The sequence below is a fragment of the Wolbachia endosymbiont of Wiebesia pumilae genome, from assembly GCF_017869285.1.
GTDB classification, from domain to species: domain Bacteria; phylum Pseudomonadota; class Alphaproteobacteria; order Rickettsiales; family Anaplasmataceae; genus Wolbachia; species Wolbachia pipientis.
In genome coordinates, this window is the sequence record NZ_CP054557.1 from 1,010,600 (window position 1) to 1,027,226 (window position 16,627).

At 34.6% G+C, this 16,627-nt stretch carries 18 protein-coding genes and 1 tRNA gene; 10 read left to right on the plus strand and 9 right to left on the minus strand.

Going from position 1 to position 16,627, the window contains the following annotated elements; all coding sequences use genetic code 11:
- Positions 1-88: 88 nt before the first annotated feature.
- The 4 genes from walE1 to HUB92_RS05320 all read left to right on the plus strand — a co-directional run bounded on the left by walE1 (position 89) and on the right by HUB92_RS05320 (position 3,382).
- The gene (gene walE1 / locus HUB92_RS05305; RefSeq protein ID WP_010082451.1) at positions 89-1,612 is read left to right on the plus strand and encodes an actin bundler; all 1,524 of its coding nucleotides are present in this window, start codon (positions 89-91) and stop codon (positions 1,610-1,612) included.
- 775 nt (positions 1,613-2,387) lie between these two features.
- Complete coding sequence (cutA, locus tag HUB92_RS05310; RefSeq protein ID WP_006279213.1) at positions 2,388-2,723, plus strand: divalent-cation tolerance protein CutA; 336 nt, start codon at positions 2,388-2,390, stop codon at positions 2,721-2,723.
- Positions 2,714-2,788, plus strand: a tRNA-Gln gene (locus HUB92_RS05315). The genes cutA and HUB92_RS05315 overlap by 10 nt, the downstream gene beginning before the upstream one ends.
- Positions 2,789-2,806: 18 nt before the next feature.
- Positions 2,807-3,382: a hypothetical protein gene (locus HUB92_RS05320; RefSeq protein ID WP_010962863.1), complete on the plus strand. Its 576-nt coding sequence runs from the start codon at positions 2,807-2,809 to the stop codon at positions 3,380-3,382.
- 15 nt (positions 3,383-3,397) lie between these two features.
- On the opposite strand, the gene HUB92_RS05325 is transcribed toward HUB92_RS05320, so the two are convergent.
- Together HUB92_RS05325 and recG are read right to left on the minus strand one after the other, a co-directional pair.
- Entirely contained in the window at positions 3,398-3,685 is a 288-nt protein-coding gene (locus tag HUB92_RS05325) for a hypothetical protein (protein ID WP_007549783.1), read from the minus strand.
- A gap of 589 nt (positions 3,686-4,274) precedes the next feature.
- Positions 4,275-6,296: an ATP-dependent DNA helicase RecG gene (gene recG / locus HUB92_RS05330; RefSeq protein ID WP_209472617.1), complete on the minus strand. Its 2,022-nt coding sequence runs from the start codon at positions 6,294-6,296 to the stop codon at positions 4,275-4,277.
- Between the two features lie 296 nt (positions 6,297-6,592).
- On the opposite strand from recG, the gene HUB92_RS05335 reads away from it, so the two are divergent.
- Positions 6,593-7,390, plus strand: coding sequence for a hypothetical protein (locus HUB92_RS05335; RefSeq protein ID WP_209472619.1), 798 nt, complete (start codon positions 6,593-6,595; stop codon positions 7,388-7,390).
- Positions 7,391-7,402: 12 nt separating this feature from the next.
- Here the strand turns inward: HUB92_RS05335 and miaA are convergent, their stop codons facing one another.
- Positions 7,403-8,296 (minus strand): tRNA (adenosine(37)-N6)-dimethylallyltransferase MiaA, encoded by an 894-nt coding sequence (gene miaA, locus HUB92_RS05340; RefSeq protein ID WP_209472621.1) that lies wholly within the window; start codon positions 8,294-8,296, stop codon positions 7,403-7,405.
- Between the two features lie 75 nt (positions 8,297-8,371).
- Between miaA and HUB92_RS05345 the strand changes: the two genes are divergently transcribed.
- From HUB92_RS05345 to HUB92_RS05365, 5 genes are all read left to right on the plus strand, one after another.
- On the plus strand, positions 8,372-8,842 hold the full coding sequence (locus tag HUB92_RS05345; protein WP_010082479.1) for a hypothetical protein: 471 nt from the start codon (positions 8,372-8,374) through the stop codon (positions 8,840-8,842).
- 118 nt (positions 8,843-8,960) lie between these two features.
- Positions 8,961-9,548 carry an L-threonylcarbamoyladenylate synthase gene (locus HUB92_RS05350; protein WP_209472623.1) on the plus strand — a complete coding sequence of 196 codons (588 nt, stop codon included), beginning with the start codon at positions 8,961-8,963 and terminating at the stop codon, positions 9,546-9,548.
- A 17-nt stretch (positions 9,549-9,565) separates the two neighbouring features.
- A complete protein-coding gene (locus tag HUB92_RS05355) occupies positions 9,566-10,387 on the plus strand; it encodes a DNA polymerase III delta subunit-related protein (protein WP_038199127.1) in 822 nt (273 codons plus the stop codon).
- 73 nt (positions 10,388-10,460) lie between these two features.
- Complete coding sequence (locus HUB92_RS05360; RefSeq protein WP_022626354.1) at positions 10,461-11,255, plus strand: hypothetical protein; 795 nt, start codon at positions 10,461-10,463, stop codon at positions 11,253-11,255.
- 68 nt (positions 11,256-11,323) lie between these two features.
- The gene (locus HUB92_RS05365; protein ID WP_010082435.1) at positions 11,324-11,986 is read left to right on the plus strand and encodes a hypothetical protein; all 663 of its coding nucleotides are present in this window, start codon (positions 11,324-11,326) and stop codon (positions 11,984-11,986) included.
- Here HUB92_RS05365 and HUB92_RS05370 read toward each other — a convergent pair.
- From HUB92_RS05370 to HUB92_RS05395, 6 genes are all read right to left on the minus strand, one after another.
- On the minus strand, positions 11,983-13,479 hold the full coding sequence (locus HUB92_RS05370) for a proton-conducting transporter transmembrane domain-containing protein (RefSeq protein WP_010962853.1): 1,497 nt from the start codon (positions 13,477-13,479) through the stop codon (positions 11,983-11,985). The two genes, HUB92_RS05365 and HUB92_RS05370, sit on opposite strands and share 4 nt — an antisense overlap.
- Before the next feature lie 114 nt (positions 13,480-13,593).
- Positions 13,594-13,848: a hypothetical protein gene (locus HUB92_RS05375; RefSeq protein ID WP_010962852.1), complete on the minus strand. Its 255-nt coding sequence runs from the start codon at positions 13,846-13,848 to the stop codon at positions 13,594-13,596.
- An 11-nt stretch (positions 13,849-13,859) separates the two neighbouring features.
- Positions 13,860-14,231: a holo-[acyl-carrier-protein] synthase gene (locus tag HUB92_RS05380; RefSeq protein WP_010082456.1), complete on the minus strand. Its 372-nt coding sequence runs from the start codon at positions 14,229-14,231 to the stop codon at positions 13,860-13,862.
- On the minus strand, positions 14,228-15,496 hold the full coding sequence (proS, locus tag HUB92_RS05385) for a proline--tRNA ligase (protein WP_022626352.1): 1,269 nt from the start codon (positions 15,494-15,496) through the stop codon (positions 14,228-14,230). Before proS ends, HUB92_RS05380 begins: the two co-directional genes overlap by 4 nt.
- 102 nt (positions 15,497-15,598) lie before the next feature.
- A complete protein-coding gene (locus HUB92_RS05390; protein WP_010962849.1) occupies positions 15,599-15,946 on the minus strand; it encodes a hypothetical protein in 348 nt (115 codons plus the stop codon).
- On the minus strand, positions 15,943-16,596 hold the full coding sequence (locus HUB92_RS05395; RefSeq protein ID WP_209472625.1) for a hypothetical protein: 654 nt from the start codon (positions 16,594-16,596) through the stop codon (positions 15,943-15,945). Before HUB92_RS05395 ends, HUB92_RS05390 begins: the two co-directional genes overlap by 4 nt.
- Positions 16,597-16,627 lie beyond the last annotated feature (31 nt).

Sequence of the window (16,627 nt, forward strand, 5' to 3'; positions counted from 1 at the left end):
GACAAATAAATACTGGCAATCAATTTAACACTAACTTAAGAATCGAGGGTGTACAATATAATATATTTAATTAATAGTGAGGTTTAAAATGTTACATAATGAAAAAAATTCAAATTCTGTTGGAACTCAACAAAACCAACCAGAAGATAGTTTTGATTTGAATAAAACGATGCAAAATCTACCAAATTCAGATATTGCTAATGATCACAAGAAGCTAAAAGAAAGAATGACTGACCTGTTAAAAGGAGATACAGAATTCTCTAAGATGAAACAAGGAGATAAGATTCTTGTAGTAAGTACAGCAAGTGGGTTATTTACGGCAGTACTACCACTTTTGGCAGTTGGTGCAACACTTGCTATACCGGGTGCTATAGTTGGTCTTGCTTTATATTTCGCTGTAAAAGTCGCTGTAAAAGCAGTTCAATCTGGATATAAAGGGCTCAAGTGGTCAGCAGAAAAAACAGTTGATGGGGCGAAATATACTGCTGGGAAAGTTAAGGACGCATCAACATACGCTGCTGGAAAAGTTAGAGATGGTGCTATGCATGTTAAAGATAAGGTGAAAGAAGGTTATGAACATTCAGTAGATTCACTGAAAAAAGGCGCTAGTTTTGTAGGCGAAGGAGTGGCAAATAAGTTCCATAAGGCATCTGGTGAGACGGACTATTTAGATAAGGTAAAAAGGTTTACTCCAGATGCAATTAAGAAATCTGACGAAATAAGAAATGATATGAAAGCAATTTTTGCTGATAAAGGAAATAATTCTGGGTTAGTGAAAAATATACTTTCTGGAATATCGTCAGAAATTGATTTAAAAATGGCAGAGAAGGCAAAATCAGGGGAGATTGAACATACTTCTGGATGGCAAGTACAGAAAGAATTCATTAATAATTTAAATGAAAAAAGCTTGCATAACTTGTTAACACAAAGGTCATTACCTAAAGGTAGTTATTTCATCGACAGTGTTTTCTCTGAACATCACGATGAAATTAAGAAGGTTATTAAAGAATGTAGAGAAAATCATTTGTACTCAAGCGTAAGCAATATGTTTGACAGAGCAGAGAAAAAAGCTAACAGGCCTTCTGTCAAAAGTTTAACTAGGTCTGTGTCATCATCATTCTCTTCACTGGGAAGAAAAGGCTCTGAACAATCTAACAGCTTGTCAAAAAGCAATTCACTAAATTCTATAGGAACTGAAAGTACTGCTACTGTCTCTGATTCAGATTCTCAGAACTTTGCAACAGTCCGTAGAAGCAATTCATCTAGTAGCTTAACTCCTAAGCTTACTCCAGTTGCTCCACCAGAACTACCTAGAAGCGCCTCATTAACTAACTTAAATGGACAAAGTTCTTTCAGTGAAGATGTTCTCAGTGATCCTATTGTGGAGCAAAACCTGGATAGTTTGAGTAACAGAACTCTCACTCACAGTAATTCTACTGATAGTGGAATGGGTTCTGGTTCTTCTACGCTAACAAGAAAACAAGTTCTTCCTTTAAAAGAAGAATTTGACAGAGAACTCGAAGAAAAGTTGGCAAAACGACGCGCATCTCTAGATCAACCTAGTGCAGAACCTGTCAACTCAAGAGCTACAGCAACTCCAGGAACAGTGTAATAAGTAAAACTTCTACCTTCTCCAAAAGGATGTTACTCAATGAGTAACGTCCTTTTTTTGTTTTTAAACTATAGAAAAATCCTAGATCCCAGCGGTATGCGTACAACCGTATGAACATTGTGATTTCTCTGCTAGGAAAGGTGTCATCCGAGTAGCTGACACTGGGATGGCTTTGTTGCATCGCTACTTATGAAAGGCTAACTATAGTTAGGATTATAAGCAACCTATTGAAAATCTTGTTTTTTTGCAATCAATCTGATCAAATTTAAGAATAGTAATTTGTTATTTATATTAATAAATTTAATTCTATTGAAAATAGCTAAAGCATTGAAATTCTTGAATTTTAGCCGGATTGGTAAATGGTAGTGAAATTTCTTTTACTCAAATTTAGGTATTCATTGACCGTTCTTGTTATAAATACCAGAATAATAAGCTACTGATATTCCCTATCTTTTTTATCTTTATCCATCATAGCTAGCGATGCAACAAAGCCCACTGGGATCCAGGAAAGTTTGCTTGTTTACAAGCAAACTAGCATAGAAAGTGGTTACAACGTTTTCGATGAGATTATATGGAAAACTGGATTCCAGTGTCAAGCACTGGAATGACATCACAGGGGCACTGGGATGACACCTTTACGTTTGAGGCAAACTAGCTATAACACTTAACATACTACCTTTGCAAACAAATGTTCATACAGTACGCGCTGGCGTTATTTTCTCTTGATGAATAAATCTCGGTAGAGTATAGTAGCAATGCATTTATGTAGCTACTAATGAATAATTTAGTTTTGGTTTATACAACTTTTTCAAATTTTGAGGAAGCTAAAACTGTTTCTGAAGAATTGTTAAACGAGAAATTAATTGTATGTGTAAATATATTTCCCGAAGTGAATTCTCTGTATTTATGGGAAGGTAAAATTAGTAATAGTTGTGAAGTAGTGGCAATTATGAAGAGCAGGAATGATCAAGTTGATAAAATTGTAGAAAAAATCGAAGCAATGCATTCTTATGATCAGCCAGCTATTGCTGTGATGCCCATAGAAAAAGCAAATAAATCTTTTACTAATTGGGCTAATAGTGTTATTGATGTAAGTAGTATTGGGGTGTAGCCAAGTGGTAAGGCAGCGGTTTTTGATACCGCCACGCGAAGGTTCGAATCCTTCCACCCCAGCCATATTGAAGTGGGTGTGAAATGATATCACTTTTCTATAAATTAAGATTATTGAATTATATATTAGGTAGTCTCAAAGATATAATTGTGAAACTGTTTCTCTTCACAATGTATCTTTACACATTCAGCATTGTGCTCATGTTTCTCAGCAATGGTTTTTGGTATGCTGTAGAATTTTGCTCTTTCAAAAATGCGTTTTACCGTTTGTTTCAATATTGCAAGTGGTATTATGAAAATAGGGAAGATCTCGGTTACGGAATTTCTATTCGAATATTAGTGGCGTTTCTTACTCCGCATTTTCTCTATAAATTATTACTTGGCACAGGCTGGAAGTCCTTTTTAAAGGAAAAGATAATACAGATACTCAACACAAGAAGAAAAAAGGGTAGTGAGTTCAGTAACAGTAGCAAACCAAGTGGCAGTAGTTATAGTGATAAGAATAATTACAGCAATAACAGTGGTAACAATGAGCGTCAAGCTCAAGATGCAAAGCGAAAAGTAAACATGATAAAGCAGCTATTAATCAAAGATATAGAGGCAACTATAGATAGGAGATTGAATTATATTTTTTTCGGTAAAAGGAGTAAACCTCATTAAGTATATAAAAAGGCTTTATCTAGTAAGGCTTTTTAAGGTTGGCTGTATTTTATTTTTTACGTATACCGGATCACAATCAGCCAATATACATGTGTGCACAAAATCTTGACTAAAGTCTGATAACCAAGAAATTGCCTTACGTTTTTCTACCAAGCTTTCTGTTTTTTTGCAGTGACTTGCTGCATCAATCATTGCCTGCGCTATTACTGATTTCCACAGCAAATAATACCTTTGTATATCATCTGACGTACTATTTGTTTCATAGTGGTTAAAAAATTCTTTAAAATTGAAGTTGTTTGACATAATGATACCTCTTTGGATTGAAATTTGAAATGATTTGAGTTTATGTCGCCACAGCAGATTCCGCTAACAAGCAGCGGGATGACGGTTGTCGTTTAGCCATAAACATTAAGAAATTTACCAAATGAAAAAAAAGGCAAAAGAAGCCCCGTGGTTATTATCCGCTTTAAAATATTGGCGTTTTTTATGTTTTAAACGCTTGACAAGCGAGATTCAGCCGCTTTTAATTGCAACTAACTTACGCTGCAAATGTTTAAGAAATTTACTAAGCAGAAAAAAAGACAAAGAATCCCCGAGTTAGCTAGTCTTTTACTATCTCTGTCGAGTATTGGCATTTTTTGATGTCTTGTAACGCTTTATAAGCGCGTTCAGCTTATTTAGATAAAAATCTAGATGTAGATGAAGTTTTGTAAAGACATACAGTATCTATATACTGCAAAAAATTGAACATAAGACGCCGATACATTAAGTAATCCTTACCTTTTAATCTGCAGATTGGCGAAAGCAAATACAATAGCTTCAGTTTCATGATAAGGGGGTTGGCGAAGGGTGTCAAGTAAGTTTTTTTGTTTCTGCGGGCTACCTGGTTTTTCTACTGAAATTTTGAAAAATGTAATCTACTCCTATATTCAAATATATCAAGCAGTAATTCAAAATCAGCCATTGCGCCTTTTGCGTTATTATACGCGAGATTGAGCAGCTCTTTGTCCTGATATAAATCAGCAAATTTAAATTCCATACATCCTGATTGTTTTGTGCCTAAAATATCTCCACTGCCTCTTAGCATCATATCCCTTTCAGCAATGTAAAATCCATCTTGTGACTCACACATGATCTTTAACTTTGAAGATGAGCTTTTACTTAAATTATCGTATAATAATACACAAAAAGATGGCTTGTTTCCTCGCCCTACTCTGCCTCTTAACTGATGCAATTGTGATAACCCAAATTGCTCTGCATTTTCTATAATCATGATGGTTGCATCTGGCACATCTATACCAACTTCTATCACAGTGGTTGCAACAAGCAGAGAAAATTCATTCCTTTTGAAGGAAAACATAACTTGATCTTTCTGCTCCTGAGTCAATTTTCCGTGTATTATCCCGACTTTATCAAGAAATGTTTTTTGTAATTCCTGAAAACGCATCTCTGCTGCAGCAATATTGGTCTCTTCGTTTTCTTCTATATATGGACAAATCCAATATGCTTTTTCGCCCCTGTTTATAGCACCTTTTAGCTTTTCAATAACATCTGGCACCCTACTAATGTTCATAGTTACAGTTTTTATTGGCAATCTGGATTTTGGTTTTTCTTTCAAAATTGAACATTCAACATCACCATACATAGCTTGCTGCAAGGTTCTTGGAATGGGAGTTGCAGTAACGAAAAGTATATCGGCATTTTCTCCTTTTCCTACCAAGCGATTTCTCTGCATCACTCCAAATCGCTGTTGCTCGTCTATGACTGCAAGCCCTAAATTTTTAAATGTAACGTTAGCTTGAAATAGTGCATGAGTGCCAATCACTATATTTAAAACACCACTTGCAAGTTCGTTCATGATAATCTTTCTTTCCTTGCGCGAAGTTTTACCAGTAAGCAGCGCAACTTTTATATCGGTACAGGATAAAACTTCCTCAATCCAATTATAATGTTGCTCCGCCAAGATAGTAGTCGGTGCCATTAGAGCTGCCTGCATGTTGTTTTCTACCACATTTATCATTGCAAAAAGTGCAACTACGGTTTTGCCACTACCAACATCACCTTGCAGCAAGCTTATCATGCGATACTTGGATTTTTGTCTCTCTGAGATCTCATCTATTGCACGAGTTTGATCATTTGTTAATTGAAACGACAATTCATTTAAAACTTGCTCTTTGTATTTACTCAATATTATAAATTCTCTTCCCCTTTCTTTCACATGATTTTTTCTTGCAAGTTTCAGCGCTAGCTGATACGCAAACAATTCATCATAAGCAAGCCTTTTTCTACAAACCTCAGCTTCCGCCAATGAGCTTGGTCTGTGCAACTTTATGATGCTTTCCCTCCAACTTAACCATTTTTTTTGCTTGATTAATGTATCATCTATCCACTCTGGTAAATCAGGCAATTCCTTTAGATTAGAGCTTATTATGTTCCCAATGCGCTTATTGGTAATGCCACGGCATAATTGGTAAACTGGCTCTATGCAAGCTATTTCTTTAAATTGGTTGATGTCAAGCGACACGTAATCTGGATGAGTAATTTGCCAATGTTCAGCAAATTTTTCGAGTTTGCCACTGATGATCACATTCGCTCCAATTGGAAATAGTTTATATAAATACTTAACTGAGTAATTAAAAAAGACTATGAATATATACTGACTCTCACTTTCAACGACTATTTTATATGGTCTACCTCTAAAAGTGGGCGACTGATGTTCATAAACTTTTGCAATGAAAGTTGTAAATTCTCCAACTCGAGCATCAGATAGTAACTTGCTTCTATCCACATAACTAAGTGGCTTATAAAACAGCAGATCCACCACCTTGTCCCCACCACAAAGTTTAGGTAATATTGCGGAATGAAATTTAGGTATATTCTCCAGCCTGCTATTTAGAAAAATCTGATTGCTCATTGAGATTCATACATGTGTAAAACTGTTATAGAGCCTTTTTAAAATCTTGTCACCTTATGGTCAGGTATGCACTATAGCTAGCACAGCTCTCTAACGTTATACCGCGATTCATTCGCGGTATCTCAGCCGCTAACACGTAACGGAATGACGAATTTGTTGTTTTTAAAATCGTCGGTAAGCCTAAGTTACCCCTAACTATATTTGCTATCATAGGGCTTATAGTAGGTATTTTATTAACTTATTAATCATTTTTATGTATTATTATACCATTAGCAGTCTATATCAAGGTATTAATGATGAACAGCTCTACACCAAAAGAAAAGGAAAATCCAATAGTTACACTAAGAGCTCAAGCAGAAAAGTTTGGTTTTAGCAGGTTGAGGGCTGGTAAAGATAATGCTGAAGCGAATTCTGGTGCAACTATGTACGTAGATCTTCCAAGAATGAAACTTGTTATTCAGAACAAAGTTATAACAAAAGAGCTTGTTGATGAATTATATAATAAACATACCAACCTCATTTCAAATGACAAAAATAAGTACCGCCAATTTGTAAAACAAGTTTTTACAGAGCTATTTGAATATGCTGAAGCAGAAGTTCCAAATGATTCTATTCTAGAAGAACTAATCACTAATTGTAACCAGGCTGCTTATGTGGGTGCATTGTATGGTAAAGGAGGACCTATCCTTCATTTAGCTGAAACATATGGGTTATTGTTTCAGTCTAATCATGTAACACATATTAATTGTAGTGATCCAAGTCATGCGGCAATCAGAATTGAAGAAAAAATTGCAGTTCGCACTTTTGCAGAACTGGAAGAAGAATTATGTAAATTGGATAGCTCGCTAGAATTCACACTTAAGTCTCAAGGTGACAAAGATGTAACATATGAAGATGGTAAATTGTCGCTCACTGTTCCTCGAAAATTGAGAGATTACAAAATTGATGGCAGAAATTTATTTGATGTCATTAAGGAGTATTTTTACGAATTCTGCGAGAAGCTAGGATTTAAGTTGAAAATAGAGCATGACTTGGATAAGCAACTGAAAGTGAACAGTGTAGAGTCACTTACCCACGATAAGGGTAGGACTTAGCCTTGATAATGATTAAGATATCTCAATCTCTGTAAGCTTATTTGCACAATCAATTACTTTAGAACTCGGAAATTGATTTTTAAACCAAGTATACTGACGTTTCGCGTAGTGTCTTGTATTGGTTTGAGCAATCTGTATCGCTTCGTCTAAAGTAATCTCACCTTTCAAGTACTTTATAATTTCTGGCACTCCGTGTGCTTTCATAGCTGGCAAATGTGGGGCTAGGTTCATGTTAAGTAGCTTTTTTACTTCATCAATTGCTCCATTTTCAATCATTTTGATAAAACGAGAATTTATTTTTTGGTATACATCCTCACGTTTAGGCAAAATTGTATATATCTTAAAATTATTGAATAAAGGAGGCTGTCGATTTTTCTGCCATACGAAAATCGACTTGCCAGTTTCAGTGATAACTTCAAGTGCCCTTGAAAGGCGGTGCGAGTCATTCATGAATACTTTACCTTGAATCCTTGGATCTTTGCTTAGCACTAATTTGTAAAACTCCTCTTTACTTAAATTTTTCCTTAATTCGCTTACATTTTTCCTTACTTTCTGACTTATTTGTGACATTGATGATAAGCCTTTGATTAAACTGCTGATGTAAAGCCCGCTTCCTCCAGTGATGATAGGTATTTGAGCATTTTCTAATGCGTGATTAACTTCTTTTTCTAAATCCTCTAACCATAGACCCACGGAATAATTTTCTTTTGCTGAAACATAACCATATAATTTATAAAATTCTTCTTGCTTTAGTGGTTGAGCAGTAATTATGGGAATTTCTTTGTATACCTGCTTTGAATCACAATTTATTATACTAATATTTCCATATTTTTCTCTCAGGTTATCGCATAATTCTGATTTACCTGAGGCCGTAATTCCTGTAATAATTACTATATTATTTTTCATTTATATTAATTTAATTAACATATGATAAAGTGTAGTAAAAGTTTGGATTCTACAATCTAAAGTTTGGAGATTTTTATGGCAGAAAACAACGACAATAATTCATTTACTAAGCGTTTCACAAACAGGACTCCTGGCGGTACAGGGGAAGGTTTTTCCAGTAAGTATTCGTCTCAAAACACCAAAGAACGGGCATTAGGGGAAAAAGGAAAAATTTCTGAATTAGCAGGCAAAAAAACCGAATCCAAGGAAGCTTTTTCTGAAAGTGGCGGCATAAAAAGTAAAAGCAGAACTGTCAATGAAAGATCTTTTGCTGATGCAACAAAAAGAAGTAGGTCAGATCTTATATACTTAGTCCGTGGTAAAGATCGTGGAAAATCAGCGTGGCATTATGTATTAGTTGATAAAGAGAAAAGAGAAATGTTTCTAGCAAAAAGCAGAACTGGCTCTATAGATGTTGCAGACTATGGAGAGATTTTGTATTCAGGATGGGGAGAGGATCCACCACAGGCAATAATTGATAAAGTCAATGAAGAGTTTGGGTTGTAGCAAATCTGCATAACAAATGGTAAGCTGCGTTGCATTACGTTTACAAAAACTAGCAGTTACTATATAAGATACAGTGCAACAAAACTGATCTAGTTGTTATGAATAAGTTTTTAGCTATATGGTATCTAAAATAATAAATGCAATACAGAACAATTTATTAGTGTGTTTTCCAACAGAAACAGTGTATGCTCTTGCTTGTAATGCACTAGATAATGAATCTATAGGAAAAATATATCAGATAAAGAAACGCTCTCAAAATAAACCACTGTCTATATTTGTTAGTGATATTTACAATTTGACAAAAATAGCAAAGGTAAAGGAAAGATATATTGATTTAATAAACCACTTTTCTCCTGGACCAATTACCTATATTTTACCACTTAAAAACAACAACATATTGCCAAACGAATTCTTTAAAGATAGTATAGGTATCAGAATTCCTGAGCATCCTATTGCAATTTCAATACTAAACAAACTGAAAGTTCCAATAGTTGCAACTAGTACAAATATTTCAGGAAAAGAAAGTGTATGTAAGGCAAACGATATACCACAATCCATTAAGCAACATTTATCTGTAGTGATTGAAGATGACGAACTAATTTCTGGTATAGAATCTACTATTATTGACTTAACCGAAGATAAGATTAAGGTTTTAAGGGAAGGTGCAATTTCATTACAAACAGTAAACAACGCATTTTCAAACTAAAATCTATAGGAGAAAGAATGAAAAAAGTAATAGGCCACAACCAAGCCAAAAAAAAAATAATGAACAACTTATCTGTTCAGTCTTGGCTGATCTGTGGTAAAAAAGGTATAGGAAAAGCAACACTTGCAAAATCCTTCTCCAATTGGTTACTCATAAAAAACTATAATGAAGTAGCATTGGACTTACACATTGTTGAAGGTGATACTATCGGAATAGAAAAAGTCAGAGAAATGAAAAACTTTCTACACTTAAGTCCCATTCAATCAGAACACAAAATAGCTATAATAGATAGCTTAGAGGCAATGACTAATAACGCTAAAAACGCAATATTGAAAATATTAGAAGAGCCGCCAAAAAATTCTAAGATATTTATAATTAGCCATAAGCCATATGATATACAAACCACTATCCGGTGTAGGTGCTTTCAGCTAAATTTACTCCCATTAACTTATGATGAAACAAAGCAAGTTGCTTCATCTCAATGTAAATTTGATAATCAAACGTTTGACGAAATGATTACTTTATTTCCTGGAATGCCAGGAATGATAATAAATACAATAAGTAGTGATGCTTATGAAGCATACAAATGCTTTTATAAATTTCTTCATGATTTAAAGAATCCCAATATGATTAATAAAGTAATTAATAGCGAAATCGAACTAGAACTAGCATCATATATAATTCAGGCCTTCATTTTAGAAAGCATAAAGAGAGAGGTAAATGGTGTTGAAATTCTGCTAAGTCAGTGGAAAAAAATAGATGAACTTTTCGTTGCCGCAAAGCAACTCCACTTAGATAAAAAGCATGTTTTAGCTAATGTAGTTAATATCATGACATAAGTTTACAAAGTATAATACTTTTAACATAAATTCATGATAAAATTCTGTTAATTTAATACTCGAAGTATATAATTTGACTGATAATAAATTAACTGTATGGCAATCAATAGAAGTTTTGACGAAAGCCATATTGAACATGCAGAAAAAATTAAGCTTAATTAAGAATATAGCTTCAGATCAAGACATAACCCTAGAAAAAGGAAAGGAGTTGTTAAGTGGCATTTATGAAGCAAATTTTAAGCTAAACAAGACAATCAATATAGCTACTTTGCCAAAAATTGGCTATCATATGCTAAATGGTGAGCTTGTTGTACGTAATCATATTACGGAAGAGGAAGTAAAGATTCCTGGAGATTTTCATTACCTTAAAGTCGTAAAATCCGATCATGATAATTATAAATTAACGTTTTGTAATTTTTTAGGTAATGAGTTTTTTGAATATAAAAAGTATGATCCACAATATTCTGGTATTTCAGATGAATATAAATTTGTGGATTTTGGTAGTGTAAAAAAGACTCATAATCTAAAATTTAAGGAATACATTGGTCATGCACCTAAATTTTTTGCTGCAGAAGGGCCTATTGAGCCTGGATCCCAAAACCATGTAATTGATCTATTTGAGCTAGTCAAAAGTGGTAAAGGTAGAAAAGTGGGAACCTTTGCTGATGAATTTGGTTATTTTGATGATCAAAATAAATTACATTATTATAATTATCACAAAAGTGTAGAAAGTAATACTTATGATCCTGAAAATTTCAGTGTAAAAATGATAAATATAGATGTGAGCAAAATCGATAAATTCTACCTCATTGCAGAACAAGGTGATATAATCATTCATCCTATTTGGGAAAATTTAGACATATTTTAAAGTTTTTTTTAGAGTATCTAAGCTTATTGTTATTATAATGATCCGATTAGGTCTGGTAGTATTGTGTTATGGAAGATAAATTGCTTGAATCAGTAAAAAACAAAAGTTATTTCAGTAAAGCAGTCGAATGGTACTGCCATAGGTATCTGTTTTGTGTAGCAGAAAGATCTTGGATGGCATTAATAGTATCGCTTCTCCTAGTATGCTTATGTTTATTAACATTAAACATATACCTGTTATTTCCTATTAAAAAAGATTTAAATTTTGTGAAGTATATGAACCACACAGAAGATGAGTTCTCTGCAATGCATAAGCTTAGTTTCAGTAAAAAGGAAGATGAATACACTTCCACAGCGAGGTACTTAATAAGTAAATACATTGAAATATACGAGTCCATTAAGATCGTTGAACCGAAGTACCAAGAAAATTTTATAAGAAACAATTCTATACATAAAATCTATCAAGGCTTTCAGGAAAAAACGAATAATGAAGCTGGTAATTTGTCTTTATCTAAAAGAAAAATCGCCAACATAAATGTAATAACATTATCTATTGATCGATCGACCAAGGACTTAGTTACATTTGCTGGAAATGCTACTGTAGTTTTTACAACCGAGCAAAATAAGGAGGATACTGTGGAGATTAGCTTCACTTTGTCGAATATAAAAGCAACTCTGGCTGGTATAATACCATTTAAATTTATTGTTAATGGTTATAAATACAGATTTTAAAATATTACTTGGTAGCTAAAAAAAATAACCAAAGTGCACATAGCAGTAATAACTGGAGGTAAAACTAGAAGAATTGGTGTTTTTTTAATAAAGTAATTCTGAGAAGGTTTTAAGAAAAAGGCGTTGTAAATTATCGGTAAAAAGTACAGAGCGTTGAGTATAGTACTAACAATTAACACTAGAGTTACAAACACAGAAAGTATTACATTGCCAGAGTTGAAAACAGCTTGAAAAATGAGAAATTTACCCCAAAAAGTCGGAGCAGGCGGCACCCCTATCATAGACAATGCACCTATAGCAAATGCTGTCATGCTAATTGGCATACTGCGTCCTATACCGTAAATCTTATCTATATATTTCTCACCTGCTCTCGTTATTATTGCTCCGGCAACGAAAAACAAAGTGATTTTTGCAAATGCGTGGCAAACTAATTGAAAAATTGCAACCCTCATGCTGAGATCACTAAAAATTGAAGCGAATAATATAATATACGACAATTGAGAGATGGTAGAGTAAGCAAGCAATTTCTTTAATTCTTTTTGCTTTAGTGCAATCAATGATGCAGTAATAATAGTAAATCCAGCAGCGTACGGAAGCCACCCTCCAGCAAACCAATTTTGCTGCACAAAACGTTGCATATTATCGACGCCGAAAGTGTATAATATAACTTTTATGATGATGAAAACTCCGGATTTCACAACAGCAACAGCGTGCAGTAGTGCACTCACAGGAGTTGGTGCAACCATTGCTTTTGGTAACCAAAAATGCATTGGCATTAATGCAGCTTTTCCTATTCCGTAAATCAGCATAGCAAAACACACTGCAATGAAAGTGATGAGTGAAGTATCAAATTTGAATATTCCACCGCTTACAAAGTCTAAAGTATGAAATTCATGATATAAAAGGCCTATTGCAGGAAAAAATAATACCAAAGAAGAGAAAAATAGCACGCCAAAGTAATAGCGTCCTGCAATCATTGATTCATTTGTTGAGTTGTAAGTAACCAGAGGGTATGTACTAATAGTTAGAAGCTCATAAAAGACAAATGTAGTGAGCAAGTCTCCAGAAAAAGCAATAAACATTGCACAGCCAATCGATATTGAAAAAAAGCATAGAAAACTTGAGTGATTGCTATCAGCATAGTTATTCTGCATATAACATATTGCATATATACTGGTCAGCACCCATAAAAACGATATTAATAAACTGAATATTACTCCGGTAGACTCTAGCTTTAAACTAATGTGCAAATTATTACCAAAATCCATGAGAATAAATTGAGAATGATCACCATATACCCAATATAAAGTGCACAGACACGTATACGTAAACAGAAGTACAGAAGAAGTGACAGTAATACTATTGTTCACTCCGGGCCATTTACCAGTAAAAAAAATAACTAACGCACTTAAAAGTGGAATCAACGCAGTAATTAATAAATAATTCTCAGTAATTGAAAATGGTAAGGAAAGAGACGTTAAAACACAGTCCATTAAATAATTCATCTTTTTGTTTAGGTAAAGCTAGAATTATACTAAAATCATAGAAAAACCGCTATGTTTTTTTGGCAAACTAGTCGTTTGTGTATGCTATAGCTATACTGCGATTCATTCCACAACTGTACGAACATTTGTTTTTGTTAAACACAACAAAGATGTCATCCCAGTGCCCTGACTACTTGGATCCAGGAAAGTTTGCTTGTGAGCAAGCAAACTAGCATAGAAAAACGTTTTCGATGAGATTGCAGAAAACCAGTGTCTGGGCACTGGGATGACAAAGGAGGACAGTGTCAAGCACTGACCATTTGCTGTGCAGTTTACCTTTAAAAATGAATGTTCATACAGTAAGCCATAAGATGACAAAAGAGTAAACTTTATCTGTGTGAGCTATAGACGCAAATTACAACAAATGCAGTAGCGTAATCTCCATCGTCACTTAAAGAAAGATGAATTTTGGAGATAAAATCCTTGCTAACGGTAAGATATGGCTTGCCTCTTACATCATTGTATATTTCTATATCTTTCATTGTAATACCCTGACCACTACCTCGTGCTTTAACAAAAGCTTCTTTTGCTGCAAAGCGTTTAGCAAAATACCTTGCTCGCATTTCTTGACTATTATACTTTCTACTTAGCTCTATTTCCTTTTCAGTGTAGATTCTATTGAGAAATTTTTCCCCGTATTTTTGTAATATTCTCAATATTCTTGGTATATATACTATGTCAGTGCCGATACCGTGTATCATTTTGCGCTAAAGTGATTTATTGCTTCCTCAATCTGCATTTCCTTTACCTCTCCGGTTGCTCTATTTTTTACTTCAACTATATTTTCACTTACTGCTTTCTTTCCGACAATTATTTGCCACGGCAAGCCTATCAGATCCATTCTAGAAAATTTTACTCCTACACTCCCTTCCGTATCATCGTAAAGCACTTCATCGCTCTTCAAAGCTTTGTATATTTTATCTGCAGCCTCCGTTACTTTCGTTTGTAAATTGATTAAACCAATTCTGAAAGGAGCTACCTCCTCCGGCCAGATAATTCCCTTATCATCATGAAAAGCTTCTATTATCGCACCAACAAGTCTTGAAACCCCAATGCCATACGAACCCATATGTATATTGACATTTTTTCCATCTTGAGAAGTAACACTTGCCTTCATAGGCTTTGAATATTTGTCGCCAAAATAAAAAATATGCCCTATTTCAATACCTTTACTAACATTTAACTGCTCTTGTGATATAGGGCAAGTCTCAGGATCATGCATATCATCTGCAACTGCGTATATACTCTTTAAACTTTCAATATCTTCACTCTCTAGTAGTTCAGAAAATTTATTGTCATAATATAAAGTGCTCTCACCAGTGTTTGCCAATATATGAAACTCGTGGCTCAAATTTCCTCCAATTGGCCCCGTATCAGCTCGAACTCCAATTGGAGTAAATCCCATGCGTTTGAAGATTTTTATGTAAGTTTTGTACATCAAATTATATGAATTCAGTGCACCTTCGTAATCTACATCAAAACTGTATGCATCCTTCATCAAAAATTCCCTGCCCCTCATAACACCATAACGTGGTCTTACCTCATCACGGAATTTCCATTGAATTTGGTATAAACAAAGTGGCAAATCTTTGTAACTTTTTACCACATCTCTAATTAAATCAGTTGCTATCTCCTCATGCGTTGGACCAAAAAGCATATCTTCCTCATGCCTATCCTTTATGCGTAGCATTTCCTTACCGTAATCATCGTAACGCCCTGATTCTCGCCAAAGACTTGCTGGTTGCACACAAGGCATTAATGCTTCAATAGCACCGGATTTGTTCATTTCATCTCTGATAATATCTTCAATATTCTTAAGCACTAAGAGACCAAGTGGTAACCACGTATAGATGCCAGATGCTATCTGCTTTATTAAACCTGCACGCAAAGAATATTGATGGGAGATAATTTTAGCATGGGCAGGCTTTTCCTTTAGAGTTGGCAGGTAATATTTGGATAAGCGCATATAATAGATCTGATTGTATTAAGTAATCTTAATACAATCAGACCTGTAGGTAAACTTATTTTGAAAAGGAAGGGAAGTGCATGGCTGACCATTTCATAGTTATCATAGTCCTTGTACAACATTTTCCTTTTGGCATCGCAACGCTTTTCCACCAAACTGTGCTATGCGATCCTCAACAGAAAGAGGAGGTGAATCTTGCACCTCATTATCCACTGAGTCAACATTATTTACTTGTGGTGAATCAACACACGAACTTGGCGGTACCGGTGACTCCTCTTCACTATCTGAGAATTGCATGACTGCTGCTCTCTCCTTAAGTCTCTTTGTCCAATCTGAATCATTATCATCCGACTTCTTTCTCTCTGCTTGCTCCCTATCTATTCTTGCAGCAAACTCTTCTGGTGTTTCTTTTTTGTCAGTGCCCCCACTACTTTCTAATTTTGCTTTCAATTCATTTGTAAAATTTTGTTGCTGCCCACTCTTTTTAACGTAGTACCTCCTCTTATCTGTTCAAACAGAGTAGAATGATTATTATTCTCAGGTTCACCAGCCTTCTTCGGTGCATCATTCTTAGGTTGCTCCGTACGCTTGGAAGCTGTAAAAAAATGCGGAGGCGGAGGTGGTAGTGCAGCATCTTGTGGCAATGGAGGAGGTGGCGGCGGTGGTACACTGACACTTGGATTTGGTTGTGTTCCAAACGTTACTGGAGGTGATTGAGGAGTAGGTACATTTGATTTATTCTCCAGATTAGTACAATTTTTACACACAAATTTTTGTGGTTCTTGAGATGGAGTATGGCCGAATTTCTGTCCATTAAGACCTACTTCTTTCTTATTATCATCTCTAGAAATAGCCAGTTTAACAAGATATGTCACTGAAATAAGTGCAACAACCGTAGAAACAGCAAAAATTGCTAAAGGAACTGCTGCAATAGGACCAGAACCAGAAACTGCTATAATAACATAAGGAAGATATTGACCAGATATGAAACTAAATATAGATAATAATGAAACAGCAATTAAAGGTTTCCATATAGTCTGCTTAGTTTTAGTAAGCTCCTGACTATCTTTTAGCAATGAAGAATTATTGGATATCATCATTTCTTTGCCTCACTTGTTAACGATAATTTAA

Coding starts and splice junctions, on each gene's coding strand:
- walE1 (WP_010082451.1), top strand. CDS start 89: ATGTTACATAATGAAAAAAATTCAAATTCTGTTGGAACTCAACAAAAC.
- cutA (WP_006279213.1), top strand. CDS start 2,388: ATGAATAATTTAGTTTTGGTTTATACAACTTTTTCAAATTTTGAGGAA.
- HUB92_RS05320 (WP_010962863.1), top strand. CDS start 2,807: ATGATATCACTTTTCTATAAATTAAGATTATTGAATTATATATTAGGT.
- HUB92_RS05325 (WP_007549783.1), bottom strand. CDS start 3,685: ATGTCAAACAACTTCAATTTTAAAGAATTTTTTAACCACTATGAAACA.
- recG (WP_209472617.1), bottom strand. CDS start 6,296: ATGAGCAATCAGATTTTTCTAAATAGCAGGCTGGAGAATATACCTAAA.
- HUB92_RS05335 (WP_209472619.1), top strand. CDS start 6,593: ATGAACAGCTCTACACCAAAAGAAAAGGAAAATCCAATAGTTACACTA.
- miaA (WP_209472621.1), bottom strand. CDS start 8,296: ATGAAAAATAATATAGTAATTATTACAGGAATTACGGCCTCAGGTAAA.
- HUB92_RS05345 (WP_010082479.1), top strand. CDS start 8,372: ATGGCAGAAAACAACGACAATAATTCATTTACTAAGCGTTTCACAAAC.
- HUB92_RS05350 (WP_209472623.1), top strand. CDS start 8,961: ATGGTATCTAAAATAATAAATGCAATACAGAACAATTTATTAGTGTGT.
- HUB92_RS05355 (WP_038199127.1), top strand. CDS start 9,566: ATGAAAAAAGTAATAGGCCACAACCAAGCCAAAAAAAAAATAATGAAC.
- HUB92_RS05365 (WP_010082435.1), top strand. CDS start 11,324: ATGGAAGATAAATTGCTTGAATCAGTAAAAAACAAAAGTTATTTCAGT.
- HUB92_RS05370 (WP_010962853.1), bottom strand. CDS start 13,479: ATGGACTGTGTTTTAACGTCTCTTTCCTTACCATTTTCAATTACTGAG.
- HUB92_RS05380 (WP_010082456.1), bottom strand. CDS start 14,231: ATGATACACGGTATCGGCACTGACATAGTATATATACCAAGAATATTG.
- proS (WP_022626352.1), bottom strand. CDS start 15,496: ATGCGCTTATCCAAATATTACCTGCCAACTCTAAAGGAAAAGCCTGCC.
- HUB92_RS05395 (WP_209472625.1), bottom strand. CDS start 16,596: ATGATGATATCCAATAATTCTTCATTGCTAAAAGATAGTCAGGAGCTT.